This window comes from Streptomyces sp. NPDC058051, from assembly GCF_042885475.1.
GTDB lineage: Bacteria > Actinomycetota > Actinomycetes > Streptomycetales > Streptomycetaceae > Streptomyces.
Genome location: NZ_JBHVRW010000015.1, coordinates 26,566 through 48,147, shown reverse-complemented (window position 1 = coordinate 48,147; position 21,582 = coordinate 26,566). Strand labels below are relative to the sequence as shown.

15 protein-coding genes and 1 riboswitch are annotated in these 21,582 nt (G+C 69.2%); of the genes, 6 read left to right on the top strand and 9 right to left on the bottom strand.

Annotated features, from left to right (window positions below; genetic code table 11):
* Positions 1-67: 67 nt before the first annotated feature.
* A riboswitch (TPP riboswitch) is annotated at positions 68-203 on the top strand.
* Positions 194-1,969, top strand: a complete 1,776-nt coding sequence (gene thiC / locus ACFVUT_RS23105; protein WP_389650758.1) for a phosphomethylpyrimidine synthase ThiC — start codon at positions 194-196, stop codon at positions 1,967-1,969. (Overlaps the previous riboswitch by 10 nt.)
* An 89-nt stretch (positions 1,970-2,058) precedes the next feature.
* Here the strand turns inward: thiC and ACFVUT_RS23100 are convergent, their stop codons facing one another.
* The 3 genes from ACFVUT_RS23100 to ACFVUT_RS23090 form a co-directional block, all read right to left on the bottom strand.
* On the bottom strand, positions 2,059-2,883 hold the full coding sequence (locus tag ACFVUT_RS23100; protein WP_389650760.1) for a hypothetical protein: 825 nt from the start codon (positions 2,881-2,883) through the stop codon (positions 2,059-2,061).
* Positions 2,884-3,065: 182 nt separating this feature from the next.
* Complete coding sequence (locus ACFVUT_RS23095; protein WP_389650763.1) at positions 3,066-4,124, bottom strand: metallophosphoesterase; 1,059 nt, start codon at positions 4,122-4,124, stop codon at positions 3,066-3,068.
* A gap of 172 nt (positions 4,125-4,296) precedes the next feature.
* The gene (locus ACFVUT_RS23090) at positions 4,297-5,409 is read right to left on the bottom strand and encodes a LacI family DNA-binding transcriptional regulator (protein ID WP_389650765.1); all 1,113 of its coding nucleotides are present in this window, start codon (positions 5,407-5,409) and stop codon (positions 4,297-4,299) included.
* Between the two features lie 370 nt (positions 5,410-5,779).
* Between ACFVUT_RS23090 and hisC the strand changes: the two genes are divergently transcribed.
* The 5 genes from hisC to ACFVUT_RS23065 all read left to right on the top strand — a co-directional run bounded on the left by hisC (position 5,780) and on the right by ACFVUT_RS23065 (position 15,070).
* Positions 5,780-6,859, top strand: coding sequence for a histidinol-phosphate transaminase (hisC, locus tag ACFVUT_RS23085; protein ID WP_389650768.1), 1,080 nt, complete (start codon positions 5,780-5,782; stop codon positions 6,857-6,859).
* 316 nt (positions 6,860-7,175) lie between these two features.
* A complete protein-coding gene (locus ACFVUT_RS23080) occupies positions 7,176-8,687 on the top strand; it encodes a cytochrome ubiquinol oxidase subunit I (protein ID WP_389650771.1) in 1,512 nt (503 codons plus the stop codon).
* Positions 8,688-8,705: 18 nt separating this feature from the next.
* A complete protein-coding gene (cydB, locus tag ACFVUT_RS23075; RefSeq protein ID WP_389650773.1) occupies positions 8,706-9,707 on the top strand; it encodes a cytochrome d ubiquinol oxidase subunit II in 1,002 nt (333 codons plus the stop codon).
* An 80-nt stretch (positions 9,708-9,787) separates the two neighbouring features.
* A complete protein-coding gene (gene cydD, locus ACFVUT_RS23070) occupies positions 9,788-13,306 on the top strand; it encodes a thiol reductant ABC exporter subunit CydD (RefSeq protein WP_389650776.1) in 3,519 nt (1,172 codons plus the stop codon).
* Between the two features lie 57 nt (positions 13,307-13,363).
* Complete coding sequence (locus ACFVUT_RS23065; protein ID WP_389650779.1) at positions 13,364-15,070, top strand: GAF domain-containing sensor histidine kinase; 1,707 nt, start codon at positions 13,364-13,366, stop codon at positions 15,068-15,070.
* A 122-nt stretch (positions 15,071-15,192) separates the two neighbouring features.
* On the opposite strand, the gene ACFVUT_RS23060 is transcribed toward ACFVUT_RS23065, so the two are convergent.
* The 6 genes from ACFVUT_RS23060 to ACFVUT_RS23035 all read right to left on the bottom strand — a co-directional run bounded on the left by ACFVUT_RS23060 (position 15,193) and on the right by ACFVUT_RS23035 (position 21,279).
* The gene (locus tag ACFVUT_RS23060; protein WP_389650782.1) at positions 15,193-16,059 is read right to left on the bottom strand and encodes a Cof-type HAD-IIB family hydrolase; all 867 of its coding nucleotides are present in this window, start codon (positions 16,057-16,059) and stop codon (positions 15,193-15,195) included.
* Between the two features lie 383 nt (positions 16,060-16,442).
* Positions 16,443-17,342 carry an LLM class flavin-dependent oxidoreductase gene (locus ACFVUT_RS23055; RefSeq protein WP_389650784.1) on the bottom strand — a complete coding sequence of 300 codons (900 nt, stop codon included), beginning with the start codon at positions 17,340-17,342 and terminating at the stop codon, positions 16,443-16,445.
* An 83-nt stretch (positions 17,343-17,425) separates the two neighbouring features.
* On the bottom strand, positions 17,426-17,968 hold the full coding sequence (locus tag ACFVUT_RS23050) for an RNA 2'-phosphotransferase (protein ID WP_389650787.1): 543 nt from the start codon (positions 17,966-17,968) through the stop codon (positions 17,426-17,428).
* Between the two features lie 160 nt (positions 17,969-18,128).
* Positions 18,129-19,115, bottom strand: a complete 987-nt coding sequence (locus ACFVUT_RS23045) for a MerR family transcriptional regulator (RefSeq protein ID WP_389650790.1) — start codon at positions 19,113-19,115, stop codon at positions 18,129-18,131.
* Positions 19,112-20,884 carry an SDR family oxidoreductase gene (locus ACFVUT_RS23040; RefSeq protein WP_389651050.1) on the bottom strand — a complete coding sequence of 591 codons (1,773 nt, stop codon included), beginning with the start codon at positions 20,882-20,884 and terminating at the stop codon, positions 19,112-19,114. The genes ACFVUT_RS23045 and ACFVUT_RS23040 overlap by 4 nt, the downstream gene beginning before the upstream one ends.
* A gap of 5 nt (positions 20,885-20,889) precedes the next feature.
* Positions 20,890-21,279 carry a hypothetical protein gene (locus tag ACFVUT_RS23035; protein WP_389650793.1) on the bottom strand — a complete coding sequence of 130 codons (390 nt, stop codon included), beginning with the start codon at positions 21,277-21,279 and terminating at the stop codon, positions 20,890-20,892.
* Positions 21,280-21,582: the final 303 nt, after the last annotated feature.

Below are 21,582 nucleotides of genomic sequence, written 5' to 3'. Positions count from 1 at the left end.
GATCATCGCAAGAAGAGAAGGGGCCTCTGTTCATGACGCCGGACAGGGCGCTAGCGTGGAGGAAACCTTTTTTACCCGCGGGAGCTCGGAGCACCGGGCTGAGAGGGCGCTGATATCCGTACGTCTGTACGGGAGAGGCTGCGCCGACCGCCGAACCTGTTACCGGGTAATGCCGGCGTAGGGAGTAGGTCTCATGACCACATCGGACGCACGCACGCCTGCCTCGAACCAGAGCGACGAGGCCGGGAAGTCCATCGGCTGGCACAAGGGATACGTCCAGGGCTCACGCCCGGACCTCCGGGTGCCGGTCCGGCAGGTGCACCTCACCAATGGCAAGGACGTGACGCTGTACGACACGTCGGGGCCGTACACGGATCCCGGTATCGAGACCGATGTCCGTCGCGGGCTCGCACCTCTGCGGGACCACTGGATCAGCGCGCGCGGCGACACCGAGGAGTACCCGGGGCGCCCGGTCCGCCCCGAGGACGACGGGCTCAGGCACACCTCGCCGCGTGGCGGACTGCGCAACCTCGACGCGGTCTTCCCCGGCCGGCCGCGCCTGCCGCGCCGCAGCCGGGGCGGGCAACCGGTGACCCAGCTCGCGTACGCCCGCCGGGGCGAGATCACCCCGGAGATGGAGTACGCGGCGATCCGGGAGAATGTGCGACCCGAAGTGGTGCGTGAGGAGATCGCCGCAGGCCGGGCCGTGCTGCCTGCCAACATCAACCACCCCGAGATCGAGCCCATGATCATCGGCAAGCGGTTCCTGGTGAAAGTCAATGCCAACATCGGCAACTCCGCGGTGACGTCCTCCATCGAGGAGGAGGTGGAGAAGATGACGTGGGCGACGCGCTGGGGCGCCGACACGGTCATGGACCTTTCCACCGGCCGCAACATTCACACCACCCGTGAGTGGGTTCTGCGCAACTCCCCCGTGCCGATCGGCACCGTTCCGCTCTACCAGGCGCTCGAAAAGGTCGACGGCAGAGCCGAGGAACTGACTTGGGAGATCTACAAGGACACCGTCGTCGAGCAGGCCGAGCAAGGTGTCGACTACATGACGGTGCACGCCGGCGTACGCCTGCCGTATGTGCCCCTGACCGCCCGTCGCAAGACCGGCATCGTCTCCCGCGGCGGCTCGATCATGGCCGCGTGGTGCCTCGCACACCACAAGGAGTCCTTCCTGTACGAGCGCTTCGAGGAGCTCTGCGAGATCCTCGCCGCCTACGACGTGACGTACTCGCTGGGCGACGGGTTGCGCCCCGGCTCGATCGCCGACGCCAACGACGAGGCGCAGTTCGCCGAGTTGCGCACGCTCGGCGAACTGAACGCGGTGGCCAAGCGGTTCGGTGTCCAGACCATGATCGAAGGCCCGGGCCACGTCCCCATGCACAAGATCAAGGAGAACATCGACCTCCAGCAGGAGATCTGCGAGGAGGCGCCCTTCTACACGCTCGGCCCGCTGACCACCGACATCGCGCCGGCGTACGACCACATCACCTCGGGCATCGGCGCGGCGATGATCGCCTGGTGGGGCACGGCGATGCTCTGTTACGTCACGCCGAAGGAGCACCTCGGCCTGCCCAACAGGGACGATGTGAAGACCGGTGTCATCACGTACAAGATCGCCGCCCATGCGGCGGACCTCGCCAAGGGGCACCCGGGGGCGCAGGACTGGGACGACGCGCTCTCCGACGCCCGGTTCGAGTTCCGCTGGGAGGACCAGTTCAATCTCGCGCTCGACCCGGTTACGGCCCGGGAGTTCCATGACGAGACGCTGCCGGCCGAGCCGGCGAAGACGGCACACTTCTGCTCGATGTGCGGACCGAAGTTCTGCTCGATGAAGATTTCCCAGGACATCCGTCGTGAACACGGCGGTTCCCAGGCGGAGATCGACGCAGGCATGGAGGAGAAGTCGAAGGAGTTCGCGGCCGCCGGTAATCGGGTCTATCTGCCCATCGCGGACTGAAGCGGCACCCGTGTGACGGGACGTCGTCCGGGAGGCCCGGCTTCCCGGACGACGTCCCGTCGTCGGTCCGGGAAGCCGGGCCTCCCGGATCAATCCGGTTCGTGTTCGGGGCCGCCGAAGTCGGGGCTGGTGAAGTCCGGGCTCGTGAAGGTCGGGCGGGGGCCCGCCGCAGGGCCGTCGTCCGGGCTGGAGAAGTCCGGCCGGCTGTACCCGATCTTCGGGATGCGGTTCGCCGAACGATGCGGTGTGCGCGACGCGCGGCCGGCGTCGGGGTCGGCGAGCGCGTCCCGCAGGAACGGCAGGATGCCGCGCTCCAGCAGTGCGTGGCGCCATGCCTCTCTCGCACGCGCCACATCCTCCGGCAACTCCCTCGCGGCGTCCTCGGCGGAGTCCGTCGCCGATCCGTTGCGCAGTGCCGTGATGAGCAGGCCGATGGCAGCGACCAGGATGGCGGCGGCCATGACCACCGCGAAGAACCAGCCCGCGGAGACCATGGTGGAGGCGAAGGACGGCGGCGGATTGAGCAGCCTCAGCAGATATCCGGCAAGCAGGAATATGAACGCGGCGGTTCCGGCCAGCACGGGTGCCAGAACCGCGATGACGGCTCCCGTGCCGGCTCCCGACTGGTTCCTCGCGTCCGTGCCGGAATCGGAGCCCGCGTCCTGGCCCTCTCCTTCGGCCGGTGCGCGCAGTTCTTCCCGGGCCTTCACATAGTGCTGGTACTCGGTGGCGGCCGTCTCGGTGATCATCTTCGTCGCGTCCAGTGCCATGGTGCGCAACTGCACGGCGTTGAGCCGCTCGCCGAGTGCGGCCAGATCCGGTCGCTCATGGGCGTGGCGTAGTGCGTCGTCGAGGATCCGCTCGTACTCGGGGCGGTCCTCGGCCAGCAGGTGCGGAGCGCTGTTCATGTGCATCCCCCGATGCTCCGTAGGGCCTGAGTGACCGCCGGGTGCGGGCAGTTGGGCGGAAACGGAGGAGAGCCTGCTACTGATACGCCGATGGTAGAGCGCCCACGGCACGAGGTGACAGGGGGTTTCCGGAAATAGGCCCAGCGGTCGGCGTGGTCAGGTCGTCGATGCGTCTTCCCAGAAGAATGTCAGTCATGCAGGGGCAGTTGGACGACCAGTAGCTTTCCGGCCATGGTCACCCCGCCGTCCATGGCGATGGCGAGCCCGTCCGCGTACACGTGCGGGCCGTCGACCACGGGGCCGGAACCGTCCTCGCCGTCCTCCGAGCCGACCTCGCCGAGCAGATACGGAATAGGGCTGTGGCCATGGACGATGCGCTGCCCGCCGTAGGCCGACATCAGCTCCCTGACCGCCTGCGGCCCCGACTCGTCGCGGAACGCGAACCGCTTGGTCAGCTTCCGGAAGAGGTCCCAGCACTCATCGGCGTCGTTGCGCGTGAGAATGGCGTGCACGGTGTCGTTGACGTCCTCGATGGTGGCGCCGTAGTCGAGGTATGCCGTCGTGTCGGAGTGCATCAGTAGATGCCCGTCCTCCTCGACGATCGCGTCGAGCCGGGACATCCATTGCAGATGGACGTCCTGAAGACGCTCCATGTCGTTCTTCTGGCCGCCGTTGAGGAGCCAGGCGGCCTGGAAGGTGGCGGTGCCCGCGCCCGAGTTCACCGGGGTGTCGCCGAACCTCTTGGCGCCGATGAGCAGCAGTTCGTGATTGCCCATCAGGGCCTTGCAGTAGCCGCCGGCGGCCGCGGCCTCGGCGGACAGGCGCATCACGAGGTCGATGACGCCGATGCCGTCGGGCCCCCGGTCGGTGAAGTCGCCGAGGAACCACAGCCGGGCATGGCCCGCGGCCCAGCGGCCCTCCGTGTCGATGAGGCCCTGTTCGGCGAGGGCGGCGTGGAGTTCGTCCAGGTAGCCGTGGACATCGCCGACGACGTACAGCGGTCCGAGTCCCGCTTCAGGGACGGGCCGCGGGTCGGGGACGGCCCGCACCTGGACGGTGTCGCCGCGGTTGATCACGGGAAGATCGCGCGCGGTGGGTGTGTACCCCTCCGGCGGTTCGTCTCCCGGAACGGCGTTGCCCGGGTGCGGTGGTGAAGGCGGCACCGGAGTCTGGGCGTAAGGCGGTACGCGGAAGTCGCGCAACGTCGCAGTCCGCACCACGGGTTCCTGACCGGCCCCCTGTGTCATCGACCCCTCCACCACCGTCGCGCCGCCGTACACCTGACGGGCCCTGCTGGTCGGGCGGTCCGCGGTGTCGTGCGCCCATCATAGGAATGCGAATCGTGCTGTGTGACGCACCAGGGGTGGTGAATCCGGGCGCACGCCAGGTTCACCGACCCATTCGTCCGAAATCGCCTGATCAATCCCCGGCGGGGGAGCGCGGCGCGCTGACCGTGGTGCGGGGTGGTCGGCGTTGCGAGGACGTCCGGACGATGAGCTCCGTCGGTATGACCTGCTCCACCGTTCCGTCGTGTTCGACGCCTTCGATGGCGTCGATCAGAAGCTGGACGACTGCCGTGCCGATTCTCCGCGGCTTGAGCGAGAGCGTGGTGATGGGGGGCTCGGTCGTTGCGTACACGGTGGACTCGCTGCAGCAGACCAGCAGCAGGTCCTCGGGCACGCGCAGACCGTAGCGGCGGGCGGCCGCCAGCAGATCGGTGCCGTTGGGGTCGAAGAGCCCGTAGACGGCGTCGGGCCGGTCGGGGCGGGCGAGCAGCCGGTCGGCGGCGACCGCGCCCGCGCACGGGTCGTGGGCGGGGTAGGACTCGTACACCGGGTCCTGGCCCACGCGCTCGCACCAATGGAGGTACGCGGTGGTGGAGAGCCGGGTGTACGTGTCGGTGGTGGTGCCGGTGAGCAGGCCGATGCGGCGGGCCCCGGCGGCGGCGAGATGGTCGAGGAGGTCGAGCACGGCCGCCCGGTGGTCGTTGTCGACCCAGGCCGTGACCGGGAGGGTGCCGGCCGGCCGTCCGTCCGAGACGATGGGCAGCCCTTGGCGTGCGAGTTCCGTCACGACCGGGTCCTGGTCGGAGGGGTCGATCACGACGGTGCCGTCGAGAGCGACATTCGACCAGACGTCGTGGCGTGAGGTGGCGGGCAGGATGACGAGGGCGTAGCCGCGGGCGAGCGCGGCGGAGGTGGCCGCTCTGGCCATCTCGGCGAAGTAGGCGAATTCGGTGAAGGTGAAGGGTTCGTCCCCATAGGTCGTCACGGTCAGACCGATGAGGCCGGACTTGCCGGTCCGGAGGGTTCGGGCCGCGGCGGAAGGGCGATAGCCCAGGCGCTCTGCGACCTCGCGGACATGGCGGCGGGTGGCTTCCGGGAGCCTGCCCTTGCCGTTGAGCGCGTCGGAGACGGTCGTGATGGAGACCCCGGCGGCGGCGGCCACATCCCGGATTCCCGCTCGTCCTTGCCGGCCGCCGCGCCGGGGTGTCTCCGTCCGGCTCACCTGGTGCTTCCCTGCTGCTGTCATGGCGAGCCGATAGTAGGGCTCGGACGGGAGGTTGGCCTGGTCGCATATGCACGCGTTGACAGGCACGTTTCTGCATGATCATAGAGCGTCAAATGCCTTGCAAATAAAGGACGTTGGTGAGAATGATCGCAATGTGTCATGCATCGAACTCGATGGGCCTACTAAATGGTCGATGTTTCGAAGCGGTCTCATCTCACCTCTTCGAGGGACGCGCGCCACGGCGTGAGCCACCGGCGCGCGTCGCAAGGAGATGTGCTCCCCCCATTCCCGGTCGCATCGGATATTTGGACGCTCCGGCCATACGCCGCATGGCCCAATCCTCATAAGGTGAGCAGTATTGATGTGTACAGACGGTCGAGGAGGACCTGCGGTGAGCGAGACGAGCCCCAAGCTGCGCGCCGAACTGGACGGCGTCCCCGCCTACGTGCCGGGCAAGCCGGCCGCTGCCGACGGACCGGTCGCGTTCAAGCTGTCCTCCAACGAGAACCCGTATCCGCCGCTGCCCGGGGTGATGGAGTCCGCCCTGGCCGCGGCCGCGAGCTTCAACCGCTACCCGGACATGGCCTGCACCGGTCTGATGAACGAGCTGGCCGACCGCTTCGGTGTGCCCGTCTCGCATCTCGCCACGGGAACCGGTTCGGTCGGTGTGGCGCAGCAGCTTCTCCAGGCCACCTCGGGGCCGGGCGACGAGGTCATCTACGCCTGGCGCTCCTTCGAGGCGTACCCGATCATCACGCAGGTCAGCGGTGCGACGTCGGTGAAGGTTCCGCTGACCGACGGTGACGTGCACGACCTCGACGCGATGGCGGACGCGATCACGGACCGCACGCGGTTGATCTTCGTCTGCAACCCGAACAACCCGACCGGCACCGTGGTGCGCCGGGCCGAGCTGGAGCGGTTCCTGGACCGGGTGCCCAGTGATGTCCTGGTGGTGCTCGACGAGGCGTACAAGGAGTTCATCCGCGACGCCGAGGTGCCGGACGGCATCGAGATCTACCGGGACCGGCCGAACGTCGCGGTGCTGCGGACGTTCTCCAAGGCGTACGGTCTGGCCGGTCTGCGGGTCGGTTTCGCGGTGGCCCACGAGCGGGTGGCCGCCGCGCTGCGGAAGACGGCGGTGCCCTTCGGGGTCAGCCAGCTCGCGCAGGACGCGGCGGTCGCTTCGCTGCGCGCCGAGGATGAACTCCTGGGGCGGGTGGGCTCCTTGGTGTGCGAGCGCGACCGGGTGCAGCGCGCGCTTGCGGACCAGGGGTGGACCGTGCCGGAGTCCCAGGCGAACTTCGTCTGGCTGCGGCTCGGCGAGCGCACCGCCGACTTCGCCGCGGTGTGCGAGCGGGCTGGTGTGGTGGTCAGGCCGTTCGTGGGCGAGGGGGTGCGGGTCTCGATCGGGGAGGACGAGGCGAACGACCTGTTCCTGAAGGTGACGGAGTCGTACCGCAAGGAGCTGTAGCACCGCGGGCCGCCCGTGCGCACACCGGAGGGCCCAGGGCCCCGTACCTCGCTCACCGAGGTGCGGGGCCTTTGTGTTCGGCGCCTGAGGGGTACCCGAGAGGCGCCCGGGACCTCACGTTCCGGGTGTCTGCTTCGGGGGGATTGCTCGGAACATCCCAAGAGGCACCCCCCGCTCGAACGTCCCGAAAGCGTGTGCGTCATAATTGCTTGTGAATGTGAACGCGTTCACAAGCGTGTCCTGTTTCCTCCCGTGATTAGTCGGATTTAAAGGGCAAACTGCCGGTGCGACTACGGCGACGTAAGGAGAAGACGACGTGGAGCTAGCTCTGGCGCCAGAGACCCTGGCGCGATGGCAGTTCGGTATCACCACCGTCTATCACTTCCTGTTCGTCCCACTGACGATCTCTCTCGCCGCGCTCACCGCCGGCCTGCAGACCGCCTGGGTGCGGACCAACAACGAGAAGTACCTCAGAGCGACGAAGTTCTGGGGCAAGCTCTTCCTGATCAACATCGCCATGGGCGTCGTCACCGGCATCGTCCAGGAGTTCCAGTTCGGTATGAACTGGTCGGACTACTCGCGGTTCGTCGGCGACATCTTCGGTGCCCCGCTCGCGTTCGAGGCGCTGATCGCCTTCTTCTTCGAGTCCACGTTCATCGGACTGTGGATCTTCGGCTGGGACAAGCTGCCGAAGAAGATCCATCTCGCCTGCATCTGGATGGTCTCCCTCGGGACCGTCCTGTCCGCCTACTTCATCCTGGCGGCCAACTCCTGGATGCAGCACCCGGTCGGCTACCGGATCAACAAGGAGCGCGGCCGGGCCGAGCTCACCGACTTCTGGCACGTGCTCACCCAGAACACCGCGCTCGCCCAGTTCTTCCACACCATCACCGCCGCCTTCCTGGTCGGAGGCGCGTTCATGGTGGGCATCGCAGCCTTCCATCTGGCACGCAAGAAGCACATCCCGGTGATGCGGACCTCGCTGCGGCTCGGGCTGGTCACCGTCGTGGTCGCCGGACTCCTCACCGCCGTCAGCGGTGACCAGCTCGGCAAGGTCATGTTCAAGCAGCAGCCGATGAAGATGGCCGCCGCCGAGGCGCTCTGGGAGGGGCAGGACGCCGCACCCTTCTCGATCTTCGCGGTCGGCGATGTGGCCAAGGGCCACAACACCGTGGAGATCTCCATCCCGGGGATACTGTCCTTCCTCGCGGACGACAGCTTCACCTCGTACGTCCCCGGAATCAACGACATCAACAAGGCCGAGCAGGAGAAGTTCGGTCCCGGTGACTACCGTCCCAACATCCCGGTCGCCTTCTGGAGCTTCCGCTGGATGATCGGCTTCGGCATGGCGTCCTTCGGCCTCGGCATCCTCGGACTGTGGCTGACGCGGAAGAAGTTCATGCTGCCACCGGGGCTGCGGACCGGTGAGGACGAAGTGCCCCATCTGGTCCTGTTCAAGAACAAGGCCCTCAGCCCGAAGCTCACCAAGTGCTATTGGATCGTCGCGCTCTGGACCCTGCTCTTCCCGCTGATCGCCAACTCCTGGGGCTGGATCTTCACCGAGATGGGCCGCCAGCCCTGGGTCGTCTACGGCGTGTTCCAGACCCGCGACGCCGTGTCCCCCGGTGTCTCGCAAGCCGAGGTGCTCACCTCGTTGATCGGCTTCACCCTGCTCTACGCCGTGCTCGCGGTGGTCGAGGTGAAGCTGCTCGTGAAGTACATCAAGGCAGGGCCGCCGGAACTCACGGAGGCCGACCTCAACCCGCCCACCAAGATCGGCGGCGACGACCATGACGACGCCGACCGGCCGATGGCCTTCTCCTACTGAGAGCAGAGGAGCTGAGAGATGGAACTCCACGACGTCTGGTTCGTACTCATCGCCGTCCTCTGGATCGGCTACTTCTTCCTGGAGGGATTCGACTTCGGTATCGGTGTCCTCACCAAGCTGCTGGCCCGCGACCGCAAGGAGCGGCGGGTTCTGATCAATACGATCGGACCCGTCTGGGACGGCAACGAGGTGTGGCTGCTCTCCGCGGGAGGTGCGACCTTCGCCGCGTTCCCCGAGTGGTACGCCACGCTGTTCTCCGGTTTCTATCTGCCGCTGCTGATCATCCTGGTCTGCCTGATCGTGCGAGGGGTCGCCTTCGAGTACCGGGCGAAGCGGCCCGAGGAGAGATGGCAGGCGAACTGGGAACACGCGATCTTCTGGACCTCGCTGATTCCGGCCCTGCTCTGGGGTGTGGCCTTCGGGAACATCGTGCGCGGCGTGAAGATCGACGCCGACATGGAGTACGTGGGCGGCTTCTGGGATCTGCTCAACCCGTACGCCCTCCTCGGAGGACTGGTCACGCTCTCCCTCTTCACCTTCCACGGTGCCGTGTTCGCAGGGCTCAAGACCGTTGGGGACATCCGGAAGCGGGCGCGCACGCTGGCGCTCAAGCTGGGGCCGGTCACCGCGGTGCTGGCACTCGGTTTCCTGATCTGGACCCAGATCCACACCGGCGACAGCTGGAGCCTGCTCGCGATGATCATTGCCGCGGTGGCGCTCGTCGGCGCGATCGTCGCCATCGCGGCGGGGCGTGAGGGCTGGTCGTTCGCGCTCTCCGGAGTGACCGTCGCGGCCGCGGTCGCGATGCTCTTCCTGGCGCTCTTCCCGAACGTCATGCCGTCCTCGATGAACGACGCCTGGAGCCTCACGGTCACCAACGCCTCGTCCACGCCGTACACGTTGAAGATCATGACCTGGTGCGCCGGCATCGCCACGCCCGTCGTCCTCCTGTACCAGGGCTGGACGTACTGGGTGTTCCGCAAGCGCATCGGTACGCAGCACATCGCCGAAGCGCACTGAACGCACCTGGGGCCTGTCCGGCCCTGAATCCTCCGGACAGGCCCCAGCCCGCCGACTGAGCTCACTGGGGGCTGTTTCACGTGAAACCGATCGACCCGCGCCTGCTCCGCCACGCCCGCGCCACCCGATTCTTCCTGGCAGCCGTGGTGGCACTCGGAGCCGTCGGGGCGACGCTGGTCATCGCCCAGGCCATGCTCATCGCGGAGGTCGTGGTGGGCGGGTTCGAGGACGGGCTGACCGCCTCCGGACTGCGGACCCCTCTGCTTCTGCTCGCCGCTGTCGCGCTCGGCCGGGGGCTGGTGTCCTGGCTGACCGAACTGGCCGCGTACCGGGCCAGCGCGGCGGTCAAGTCGGAACTCCGCGGCCGACTGCTGGAGCGGGCCGCGGCGCTCGGGCCCGGACGGCTGAGCGATCAGCGCACCGGTTCCCTGGTGGCGCTCGCCACCCGGGGCATCGACGCGCTCGACGACTACTTCGCGCGTTACCTGCCGCAGCTCGGGCTCGCGGTGGTCGTCCCGGTGGCGGTCCTCGCCCGGATCGTCACCGAGGACTGGGTCTCCGCGGCGATCATCGTGGTCACGCTGCCGCTCATCCCGCTCTTCATGATCCTCATCGGCTGGGCCACCCAGTCGCGGATGGACCGCCAGTGGCGGCTGCTGTCCCGGCTCTCCGGGCACTTCCTCGATGTGGTCGCCGGACTGCCGACGCTGAAGGTCTTCGGCCGGGCCAAGGCGCAGGCCGAGTCCATCCGCACCATCACCTCGCAGTACCGGCAAGCCACGATGCGGACCCTGCGGATCGCGTTCCTTTCGTCCTTCGCCCTGGAGCTGCTGGCGACGCTCTCGGTGGCTCTCGTCGCCGTCACCATCGGCATGAGGCTCGTGCACGGCGAACTCGACCTCTACACCGGCCTGGTGGTGCTGATCCTGGCACCGGAGGCGTATCTGCCGATCCGCCAGGTCGGTGCGCAGTACCACGCGGCCGCTGAAGGGCTCTCGGCCGCGGAGGAGATCTTCTCGGTCCTGGAGACCGAGTCCCGGCCGGGCGGCACGGCGGACATCCCGACGTCACTGCGGCTGGAGCTGGACGGGGTGACCGTACGGCACGAGGGCCGCACCGAACCTTCGCTGGACCGGGCCTCGTTGGTGGTGGACGAAGGGGAGACCGTCGCCCTGGTCGGGCCGAGTGGCGTGGGGAAGTCGACCCTGCTCGATGTGGTGCTGGGATTCACGGCACCCGACGAGGGGCGGGTGCGGGTCGGCGGCGCCGATCTGGCAACACTGGCGCCCGAGCGCTGGCGGGAACGGATCGCCTGGGTGCCGCAGCGCCCGTATCTCTTCGCGGGCACGATCGAGGAGAACGTGCGGCTGGCCCGGCCGGACGCGGACGCAGACGCGGTGGCGGCGGCGCTGCGGGACGCGGGCGCGTACGCCTTCGTCGCGGAACTGCCGGACGGCGCCCAGACGCTTCTCGGCGAGGACGGCGCGGGTCTCTCCGCCGGCCAGCGCCAGCGCCTCGCGCTCGCGCGGGCCTTCCTCGCCGACCGGCCGCTCCTGCTGCTCGACGAGCCGACCGCGAGCCTGGACGGCGAGACGGAAGCGGGCATCGTCGAAGCGGTACGGAGGCTGTCGGAGGGGCGGACCGTGCTGCTGGTCGTGCACCGGCCGGCCCTGCTCTCGGTGGCCGACCGGGTGGTGGCCCTGGAACCGGGCGTGACACCTCGGCCGGAGAAGCCCGGGGCTCCGGTCATGGTTCCGCGGCCGACGAGCACGACCGACGACAGGACCGACACGGTGCCGGAATCCGGGACGGCGCGGAGCACCGCGGCCCGCCCGGGGCGGGCCCTCGCCCGGGTCAGGGAGGCCGCAGGGGCACAGCGCGGACAACTGGCACTCGCACTGCTGCTGGGAAGCCTGGCCCTGGGCTCGGCCGTCGGGCTCATGGCCGTCTCCGGATGGCTGATCTCCCGGGCCTCCGAGCAGCCGCCGGTGCTCTATCTGATGGTCGCTGTGACCGCGACCCGCGCCTTCGGTCTCGGACGGGCCGTGTTCCGCTACGCGGAACGCCTGGTGTCGCACGACGCCGTGCTCAAGATGCTCGCCGAGCTGCGCGTGTCGGTCTACCGAGGGCTGGGGCGCATCGCCCCGGCCGGCCTGCGCCGGACTCGGCGCGGGGATCTGCTCTCGCGGCTCGTCGCCGATGTCGACGCCTTGCAGGACTACTGGCTGCGCTGGTTGCTGCCCGCCGGGACCGCCGTCGTCGTGGGGGCGGCGACCGCCGGATTCGTCGGCTGGCTGCTGCCGGCGGCAGGCATCGTGCTGGCCGCCGGACTGCTGCTGGCCGGAGTGGGAGTGCCGTTGGTCAGCGGTGCCTGCTCCCGCCACGCGGAGCGCCAACTGGCGCCCGCACGTGCCGATCTGGCCACTCGGATCACGGACCTGCTGGGCGGGACGGCCGAACTGACCGTCGCGGGCGCTCTGCCCGTCCGGTCGGAGCGGACCCGGGAGGCCGACGGTGTTCTGACCCGCATCGCCGCTCGCGCGGCCACCGCCACCGCGCTCGGCGGCGGTCTCATCGCCCTGATCGGCGGCCTCACCGTCGTCGCCACCGCACTGGTCGCCCTCCCCGCCGTGCACGACGGCCGGCTCGCGGGCCTGGAGCTCGCGGTGGTGGTGCTCACGCCGCTGGCCGCCTTCGAGGCCGTGACCGGGCTGCCGTCGGCCGTGCAGTACCGGCAGCGGGCCAAGCGGAGTGCGGAGCGTGTGTACGAGGTGCTGGACGCCCCGCTTCCGGTGCGTGAACCGGAGAGCCCGGCCGCGACGCCCGGGTCGCCCTTTCCTCTGGAGCTACGGGGACTGTCGGCGCGGTACGCGGAAGCGGAGCGGGACGCCCTGGACTCCATCGACCTGAGGCTGACGGCCGGCCGGCGTATCGCCGTCGTCGGCCCCTCGGGATCGGGAAAGTCGACCCTCGCGCAGGTTCTGCTCCGTTTCCTGGACGCCCGGGAGGGGACGTACCGGATCGGCGGTGTCGACGCCTGTGCGCTGGAGGGGGACACGGTCCGGCAGTTCGTCGGGCTGTGTGCCCAGGACGCCCATGTCTTCGACAGTTCCATCAGGGAGAACCTGCGGCTCGCCCGCACCGGTGCGACGGACGAGGAACTGCGGGCCGCTCTCGACCGGGCGCGACTGCTCGACTGGGCCGAAACGCTGCCCGACGGGCTCGACACGCTTGTCGGCGAACACGGCGCGCGCCTCTCCGGCGGCCAGCGTCAACGGCTCGCCCTGGCCCGCGCGATGCTCGCCGACTTTTCCGTACTCGTTCTGGACGAGCCCGCGGAGCATCTCGATCTGGCGACCGCGGACGCCCTGACAGCGGACCTGCTGGCCGCCACCCGGGGGCGTACGACGGTGCTGATCACCCACCGGCTGCACGGGCTCGAAGCCGTCGACGAGGTGGTGGTGCTGGATGCCGGCCGGATCGTGCAGCGGGGGCCCTACGACGATCTCGCCGCCGTGGAGGGCCCGTTGCGGCGGATGCTGGAACGCGAGCGGGAGACCGTACGGGTGCCTGAGGAAGCCGTGGGTGCGCGGGCGTGAGCCGGACGGCACCGTAGCCGACTTTCCTCCCCAATAGGGACTAATTAGTCTCAGGGTATGTCTGAGCAGGACCCGAAGGACTCACTCGAAGCCGCGACCCGGGCGACCCGCAGCCTGCAGGGCCTGTCCACCGAACTCACCGCCCGTGTACCGCAGCTGCTGGAGGCCATGCGTTCCGTCGGCACGGGCCTCGAACTGCACTCCACCCTCGACCGGATCTGCGAGACGGCGGCCGAACTCGCCCACTGCCGGTACGCCGCCATCGGTGTCGTGGACGAGGAGGGTGCGGGGCTCTCCGATTTCGTCACGTACGGGGTTTCGGACGAGGTGGCACAGGCGATCGGCCGTCGCCCCGACGGTCACCGGGGGCTGCTCGGCGCACTGATCCGCGACCCGGTGCCCGTGAAGCTCGCCGATCTGACGGCCGATCCGAGGTTCGCCGGGTTCCCGCCCGGCCACCCCCGGATGCGGAGCTTTCTCGGGGTTCCGATCCGCGTACAGGGAGAGGTCTTCGGAAATCTCTATCTGGCCGAGAAGGCCGACGGAGGCGAGTTCAACGACTACGACCTGCACATGGTGCGGGTGCTAGGCACGGAGGCCGGAATCGCCATCGGCAACGCCCGGCTGTACGAGGCGGCACGCCAGCGCGAACGGTGGATCGACGGCTCGGTGGCCGTGACCACCGCGCTGCTCTCCGGCGGAGACGCCGATGACGCGCTGTCCGTCGTCGCCGAACAGGCCCGTCATCTCGCCGTGTCCGCTGCCGGGATCGTGATGCTGCCGACCGAGGAGGGCGGCCTGGAGATCGTCGCCGTCTCCGCGGACGACGCCTCCGCCCAGCTCGGGGTGATCATCGGGCCGGAGAGTCCGGTGGTGGCGAAACTGCTGGCCGGCGAGGCGGTATTCGTGGACGACTCGGCCACCGATCCGGACATGGCCACCACGCCGGCCGACCGGTTCGGGCCCAGCATGCTGCTGCCCCTGCACAGCGGCGGCCGGGTGCTGGGTGCGCTCGCCACCCCGCGGGCCCGGGGCGGGAGGCCGTTCACGGAGACGGAACGGACTCTGGCCACCCAGTTCGCCTCACAGGCGGCACTTGCGCTGATGATGGCGGAGGCGCAGCGGGACCGGGAGCGGCTCGCGGTGTACGAGGACCGTGACCGGATCGCCCGCGATCTGCACGACCTGGTCATCCAGCGGCTGTTCGCCACCGGGATGATGCTGGAAAGTGCCCAGCGCCGGTCGGTCGTGCCGGAGGTGCAGACGGGGGTGGGCCGGGCGGTCGACGAGCTGGATGTGACCATCCAGGAGATCCGTACGGCGATCTTCGCGTTGCAGCAGGAGCCGGCCGAGGCGCCGTCGGGGCTGCGCACGCGCGTCCTGCGGGAGATCAACATGGCGGCGGTCCCGCTGGGCTTCAAGCCTTCGCACCGCTTCCTCGGGCCGGTCGACTCGCTGGTCGGCGAGCTGACCGGCAAGAACCTGATCGCCGCGTTGCGGGAGGCGTTGTCCAATGCGTTCCGGCACGCCGAGGCATCGTCGATCGACGTGGTCGTCGACGCGACCGCCACACTGCCCGACGGGCGGGACGCGGTGCGTCTGTCGGTCGCGGACGACGGGGTGGGCATTCCGGAGGGCGGTCGGCGCAGCGGGCTCCGGAATCTGGCGCGCCGCGCGGAATCGCTCGGCGGTGCGAGCTGGTTCGGGCCCGGCATCGGGGAGGACGGCGGCGGCACGACGGTGGTGTGGGAGGCGCCGATCTGAAGACGTCCGGGCGTGCGCAGGCCCTGCGGGTACGGGTCCGGTGGCGCGGGGGGCGGTACGCGGCGGTACGGGGCGGGCATGGTTCCGGCACGCGGCAGCGCGGCCTGTGCCGGACGCTCGGCTCAGTGTGCCGCGTCGTTCGCTCGGCGCTCGGCGAGGATCCTCTCGATGACCACCGCGACGCCGTCGTCGCCGTTGGTGGCGGTCCGGCCCGAGGCGGCGGCGAGTGCGTCCGGGTGGGCGTTGTCCATCGCGTACGACGTGCCCGCCCAGCGCAGCATCTCCACATCGTTGGGCATGTCGCCGAAGGCGACGACCTCGGCGGGCGAGATGCCGCGCTCGGCGCAGCAGAGCGCCAGGGTGCTGGCCTTGGAGACTCCGGGGCCGCTGACCTCCAGCAGGGCCGTGGGGCTGGACCGGGTGAAGGAGGCCCGGTCGCCGGCCGCCGCACGGGACAGGGCGAGGAAGTCGTCCGGGGCCAGTTCGGCGTGGTGGGCGAGGAGCTTCAGCACGGGGGTGCCGGTACCCGGCGTCTCCTCGTGGAGCAGCTTTTCGGCGATGGCGACGGTGGCACCCGGGTCCAGGTGAAAGGGCGGGTAGGCCGGTTCGTAGTGGATGCCGGTGGCCAGTTCGACGGCGAAGGACGTGCCGGGGACGGCGGCGCGCAGGGTGTGCACGACGTCGAGGGCGATGTCGCGCTCCAGGGGACGGACCTTGACCAGCGCGCCTCCCGCGTGCAGATCCGCGACCGCGGCTCCGTTCGCGCAGATCGCCAGGCCGTGGCCGTGGACATGGTCGCTGACGACATCCATCCAGCGGGCCGGGCGACCGGTGACGAAGAAGACCTCGATACCGGCTTCCTCGGCTGCGGCGAGCGCGGCGACCGTGCGGTCCGAGACGGTCTTGTCGTCACGCAGCAGCGTGCCGTCCAGGTCGGTGGCGATCAGCCGGGGTGTGGCAGGCGAAGGCGCGTCGGTAGCTGAGGTCACACGGTCATTCTCGCGTACGAAGGTGCACGGGCGTGCGGAGGGGCGCACATATGAGGATGCGCGCCTCTGACCGGGGAACATGCCCCTTGCATATGCCATCGGGTTCGAGTGCGCGCGAACCGGCCCGCGATCCGTCGCGGGCCGGTCGGCGTGCGCACCGAGCGATGGCGCGGCGGTCGTCCGCCCGGCAAGGGACAGCGGCCCGGCCGACGCCCGAGCCGGGTCCGTCAGCGGCTGGGAGGGGGCCGTCGCCCGGGCCGGTCCGGCTCGTCGGCGGCCGGCGGGGGTCGGTCCGGTTCGTCGGCGGCCGGTGAGGGCCGGTCCTGGGGCGAGTGGGTTCGGCGGTGAGTGGCGTGGGTCGGTCCCGGGCCGAGCCGGGCTCGTCAGTGACCGAGCTGGGCCAGGCCCTCGGTGGCGATGCGCTCGAAGACCTTCTCGTCCGCCGCGAAGTCGGAGTCCGGGATCGGCGTATGGAGGACGATCTCCGTGAAGCCCAGCGCGAAGTGGGTGCCCGCGAAGTCCACGAAGGCGTCGAAGGACTCCAGCGGGCGGTCCGGCGTGAAACCGGTGAGAAGGATCTTGTCCAGCTCGGCGGCGTCCCGTCCGATGGCCTCGCAGGCCGCGCCCAGCTTGGTGAGCTGCCCGCGGATGGCTTCCACGGACTGCTCCGGGGTGCCCGTTTCGTACAGCTTCGGATCGCCCGTGGTGACCCAGCCCTGGCCGTACTGAGCGGCGAGCTTCATTCCGCGCGGCCCTGTGGCGGCCACCGCGAACGGCAGCCGGGGGCGCTGTACGCAGCCGGGGATGTTCCGGGCCTCGTTCGCCGCGTACAAACGGCCTTCGTGCGTCACTGAGGGTTCCCGCAGCAGCTGGTCGAGCAGCGGCACGAACTCGTCGAAGTGGTCGGCCCGTTCACGCGGCGTCCACGGCTTCTCGTCGCTCCGGCGCAGCGTCGTGGCATCGAAACCGTTGCCGCCCGCGCCGATGCCGAGGGTGACGCGCCCGTCGGAGACGTCGTCCAGCGTGATGAGGTCCTTGGCGAGCGTGACGGGGTGCCGGAAGTTGGGGGAGGTGACGAGGGTGCCCAGGCGCAGCTGCTCCGTCGCGGCCGCTGCGGCGGTGAGGGTCGGCACGGCGCCGAACCACGGCCCGTCGCGAAAGGTCCGCCAGGCCAGGTGGTCATAGGTGTAGGCGGCGTGGAATCCCAGCTCTTCGGCGCGCTGCCAGACCTTTCGGCCCTCGCTCCAGCGGTGGATCGGCAGAATCACAGTGCTCAGACGCATGTATACGACCATACGGGTCCGCGAAAGGGTGGGGTCGGCCGTGGTGGAAACACACGGGCCCCGGCGGGTCCGGAATCGCGGGATCAGTCGCGAAAGCGCAGGAACGCGGGCGGTACGGAAGCGGTGAGCCAGACGCCGTTGGCGCTGACGTAGAAGGTGTGGCCCGCGCGGTGCATCGCGGCAGCGTCCACCGACAGGACCACGGGTCGGCCGCGCCGGGCGCCGACCCTGGTCGCCGTATCGCGGTCGGGTGAGAGATGGACGTGGGTGCGGTTCATGGGGCGCAGGCCCTCGCTGTGGATCGCGTCCAGTGCGCGGCCCACTGTGCCGTGGTAGAGGAACGCGGGCGGCTCGGCCGGCGGGAGGGCGAGATCGACGGGGACGGTGTGGCCCTGGCTGGCGCGGATGCGGCCGTCCTCGACTGCGAAGCGCCGCTTGTCGTTGAAGGTGACCACATGGTCGAGCTCGGTCCGCGTGATGGGGAAGTGGTGACGGGCCGTGGCGCGCAGCAAGTCGTCGATCGCCACCCAGCCGTGGGGGTCGAGCGTGATTCCGATCCGCTCCGGCTGGTGCCGCAGATGTTTCGAGAGGTACTTGGACACCTTGACGGTGCGTCTTTCGTCCATCCCGTCAGAGTGCCCGCGGCGGTCGCGCACGCGCATCCGAATTTCACCCCGATTCACTACAGCAATTTTAATTCACCGTAGCAATTTTCTTCTGCAGGTTTGATCCACAGCCAACGCTACTTATCCACAGGTTGGTTGGTGATTCTGTGGACAAGTCACGTCAACATGTGCCCTTTTGGGCAACACGTGTAGTTTCGACAACAGATGGAATGAGTGCATCCAATGTCCTTGCCTGTACCTCGCGTTCTGTCGCTGCTGTGATGAACGCGGCCACGTTCTCCTGGCCAACCAGGTGCTGAACACGGCGGATTGTCTCCGCCGGCAGATCCGCACGAGGTGTGGAAGGTGTCGAGGTCATCGAGGCGAGGGGGGTGTCGGTGTCGAGATGGTGGCGCAGATGGCGGGTGGCGAACATCCGCATCGCGCGAGCCAGTTCGGCATCGACGGTCTGCTGGGCGAGCGGACGAAGCCTGCGTACCATCGTGGCCGCTTCCGCAGCGTCCGTCTCCGTCGGTGGGCGATGCCCGAGATAGCGCGCGAAGACGTGTTCGGTGGTGAACTCCAGGAAACGCGCGGCGATCTGCTCCACCTGTCCGCGAAGTTCCCGCAGGTGACCTGAGATTGCGGCGAGAGGTACCCCCGACGCGTACAACTCGGCTGCGACAGAGAGTTCTTGAGGGCTGGGTACGAGGAACTCGTCGTCGCTGCCCGGTATGCGTTCGAGTACACCGAGCTCCACCGCCTCGGCAACGGCCCCGTCGTCCGGGGTGCCGCCGAATGTGCGGTTCAGCTCGGCTCTGGTGATCCGGTCGGCCCGCTCGTCGGTCCAGGGGCCGTGCACCTCGGCGACGAGCCCGAGCACCCCGCCCAGACCGCGGCCCGTGTCCCAGGCTTCCAGGAGTTCCTTGATGCTCGCCAGGGTGTAGCCACGATCCAGCAGCTCGGCGATCTGCCGGAGCCGGGCGAGATGGGTGTCCCGGTACACATTGGCCCGGCCGCGCCGCTCCGGCGTCGGCAGCAGGCCGCGGTCCTGGTAGGCGCGGATCGTACGGACCGTGGCACCGCTCGCGTGTGCCAGGTCCTCGATGCGGTACTCGGCGCCGGCGGAGCGGCCGACCGCCGCGGACGACTGCCCGGGGGTGCTCACAGCGGCGGCCTCAGCCGGGCGATCCGGCGCAGTGCGCCGGGGCTGAAGCGGGACAGAAGGCGGGCGCCGCGGGCCTCCGGCGTCACCGGAACCACCGCTTGATTGCGGACGACGGCCTTGAGAATCGCGTCGGCGACCTTCTCCGGTGGATAGTTGCGCATTCCGTAGATCCGGCTGGTCCGCTGCCGCAGACGCTTCTCCTCCGCGGTATCGGTACCCGCGAAGCGCGCGGTCGCTGTGATGTTCGTGTTGACGAGGCCCGGACAGATCGCGCTGACCCCGATCGAGCGGTCGGCGAGCTCGGCCCGCAGGCATTCGCTGAGCATCAGCACGGCTGCCTTGGAGGTGCTGTACGCGGGCAGCGCCCGGGAAGGCTGATAGGCCGCGGCTGAGGCCGTGTTGACGATATGGCCGCCCTGACCGCGCTCGGCCATCTGCCTGCCGAAGATCCGGCAGCCGTGGATGACACCCCACAGATTGACGTCGAGGACCTTTCTCCAGTCCTCGCTCGTGGTCTCCAGGAAGGATCCGGACAGACCGATTCCCGCGTTGTTGACCAGGACGTCGACGATGCCGTATTCGGCGGCGACCTTCTCGGCGAGCTTCTCCATCGCCTTTTCGTCGCTGACGTCGACCGCCTCGCCCCAGGCCGCCGGTGAGCCGATCAGCCGGGCCATCTCCGCCGTCCTGGCCGCCCCCTCCGCGTCCCGGTCCACGGCCACCACCCGGGCGCCCGCCTCGGCGAAGGCGAAGGCGGTGGCCCGTCCGATGCCGGCTGCCGCGCCCGTGACCAGGACCAGCTGCCCGCCGAAGCGGTCCGCGTACGCCCCGGTCGGCGCGGTGTCCTGCACGGGCCGGCCGTCCTCCCGCGCAGTCTCGTTGGTGGTGACGAACTCACTGATCCAGGAGGCGATCCGGTCCGGGCGGGTGCGCGGCACCCAGTGCTTGGCCGGCAGGGAGCGCCGTACCGACTGCGGTGCCCACAACTCCAGTTGGTCGTACAGCGTCTCCGACAGGAAGATGTCGCCGGTCGGAGTGATGAGCTGGACCGGCACATGCGCATAGGCGTCGGGACGCGGTCTGCTCAGCCGTGCCCGGACGTTGTCGCGGTACAGCCAGGCGCCGTGCGCCGCGTCGTCGGGCAGGGACGACGTCGGATAGTCGCCTGCGGGCACCTTCTCCAGGCGCTGGAGGATCCGGGGCCATCGCTTGCCGAGCGGTCCCCGCCAGGCGAGCTCGGGCAGGACCGGCGTATGCAACAGGTAGACGTACCAGGACTTGGCTCCCTGGCCGAGCAACTGGCCGACCCGGCGTGGGGTGGGACGGGTCATCCGCTGCTTGATCCAGTGCCCGAAATGGTCCAGGGAAGGCCCGGACATCGACGTGAACGAGGCGATCCGGCCCTCGGTCCGCGCGACCGTGACGAACTCCCAGGACTGGACCGACCCCCAGTCGTGCCCCACCAGATGCACCGGCCGGTCCGGGCTCACCGCATCGGCCACGGCCAGGAAGTCGTCGGTGAGCTTCTCCAGGGTGAAGCCGCCTCGCAGTGGTGCAGGCGCTGTGGACCGGCCGTGCCCGCGGACGTCGTACAGCACGACGTGCCACTGGTCGGCCAACCGCGCGGCCACCTCCGTCCAGACCTCCTTGCTGTCCGGGTAGCCGTGCACGAGGACGATCGTCGGCCGCTCCTCGTCGCCCAGCTCGACGACGCAGAGCTCGATTCCCCCCGTACGCACGCGGCGTTCACGCGCTCCCGGCAGACTCAGCAGGCTCATGCCGCCACCTTCTCCTCGGCCCAGCGCCGCACGTGCGGCAGATCGTCGTCAAGCCAGAAGGCGCCCTGTTCAGGGTCCTTGGAGTCCGTGACCACCAGGATCTCCTCGAACTTGGCACCCGTACCCCGGAATCCGAGGTGGGGTTCGACCGCGCACAGACCGGGCTGCGGCGGATGGTCGGAGAACCGGTAGGGACTCCACAGTGGCGACCAGTCCCGCACCCCGCGCTCGCGCAGCCACGCGTGCTGCATGCGCGCGGCCTCGCGCTCCGTCACCCCCGGCGTCAGCCGGGCGGCGACCGATTCGGCGCATGCGTACGCGAGACGTTGTACCTCTCGGAACCCCCGCAACTCCGGGGCCTGTTCGTCCTTCACTGCCGAGGCCATGCCACCATCCGTTCCCCCACCGTCCGTTCCGAGCGTTCGCTGCCGTGTGCGGTACGTGTCCGTAACGTGACACTGATGAATGTGACAATGCCCGGCGGCTACGTCAAGGGCTGTGGGCGGACCTGTGGACAACGCGGCGGGAGCCCCATTCCCCGGGGTTGAGGCTCCTCCCGGATGGTGGCCCCCTACGGGTCCGTACATCTGGAGTCTGATGCGGATCCAGCCGCATGGGCTGACGACCGGAGTGGTCCGCGCCACTACCTTCGAAGGCGTGACTGTGATCGCGACCGAAAGCCTGAGCAA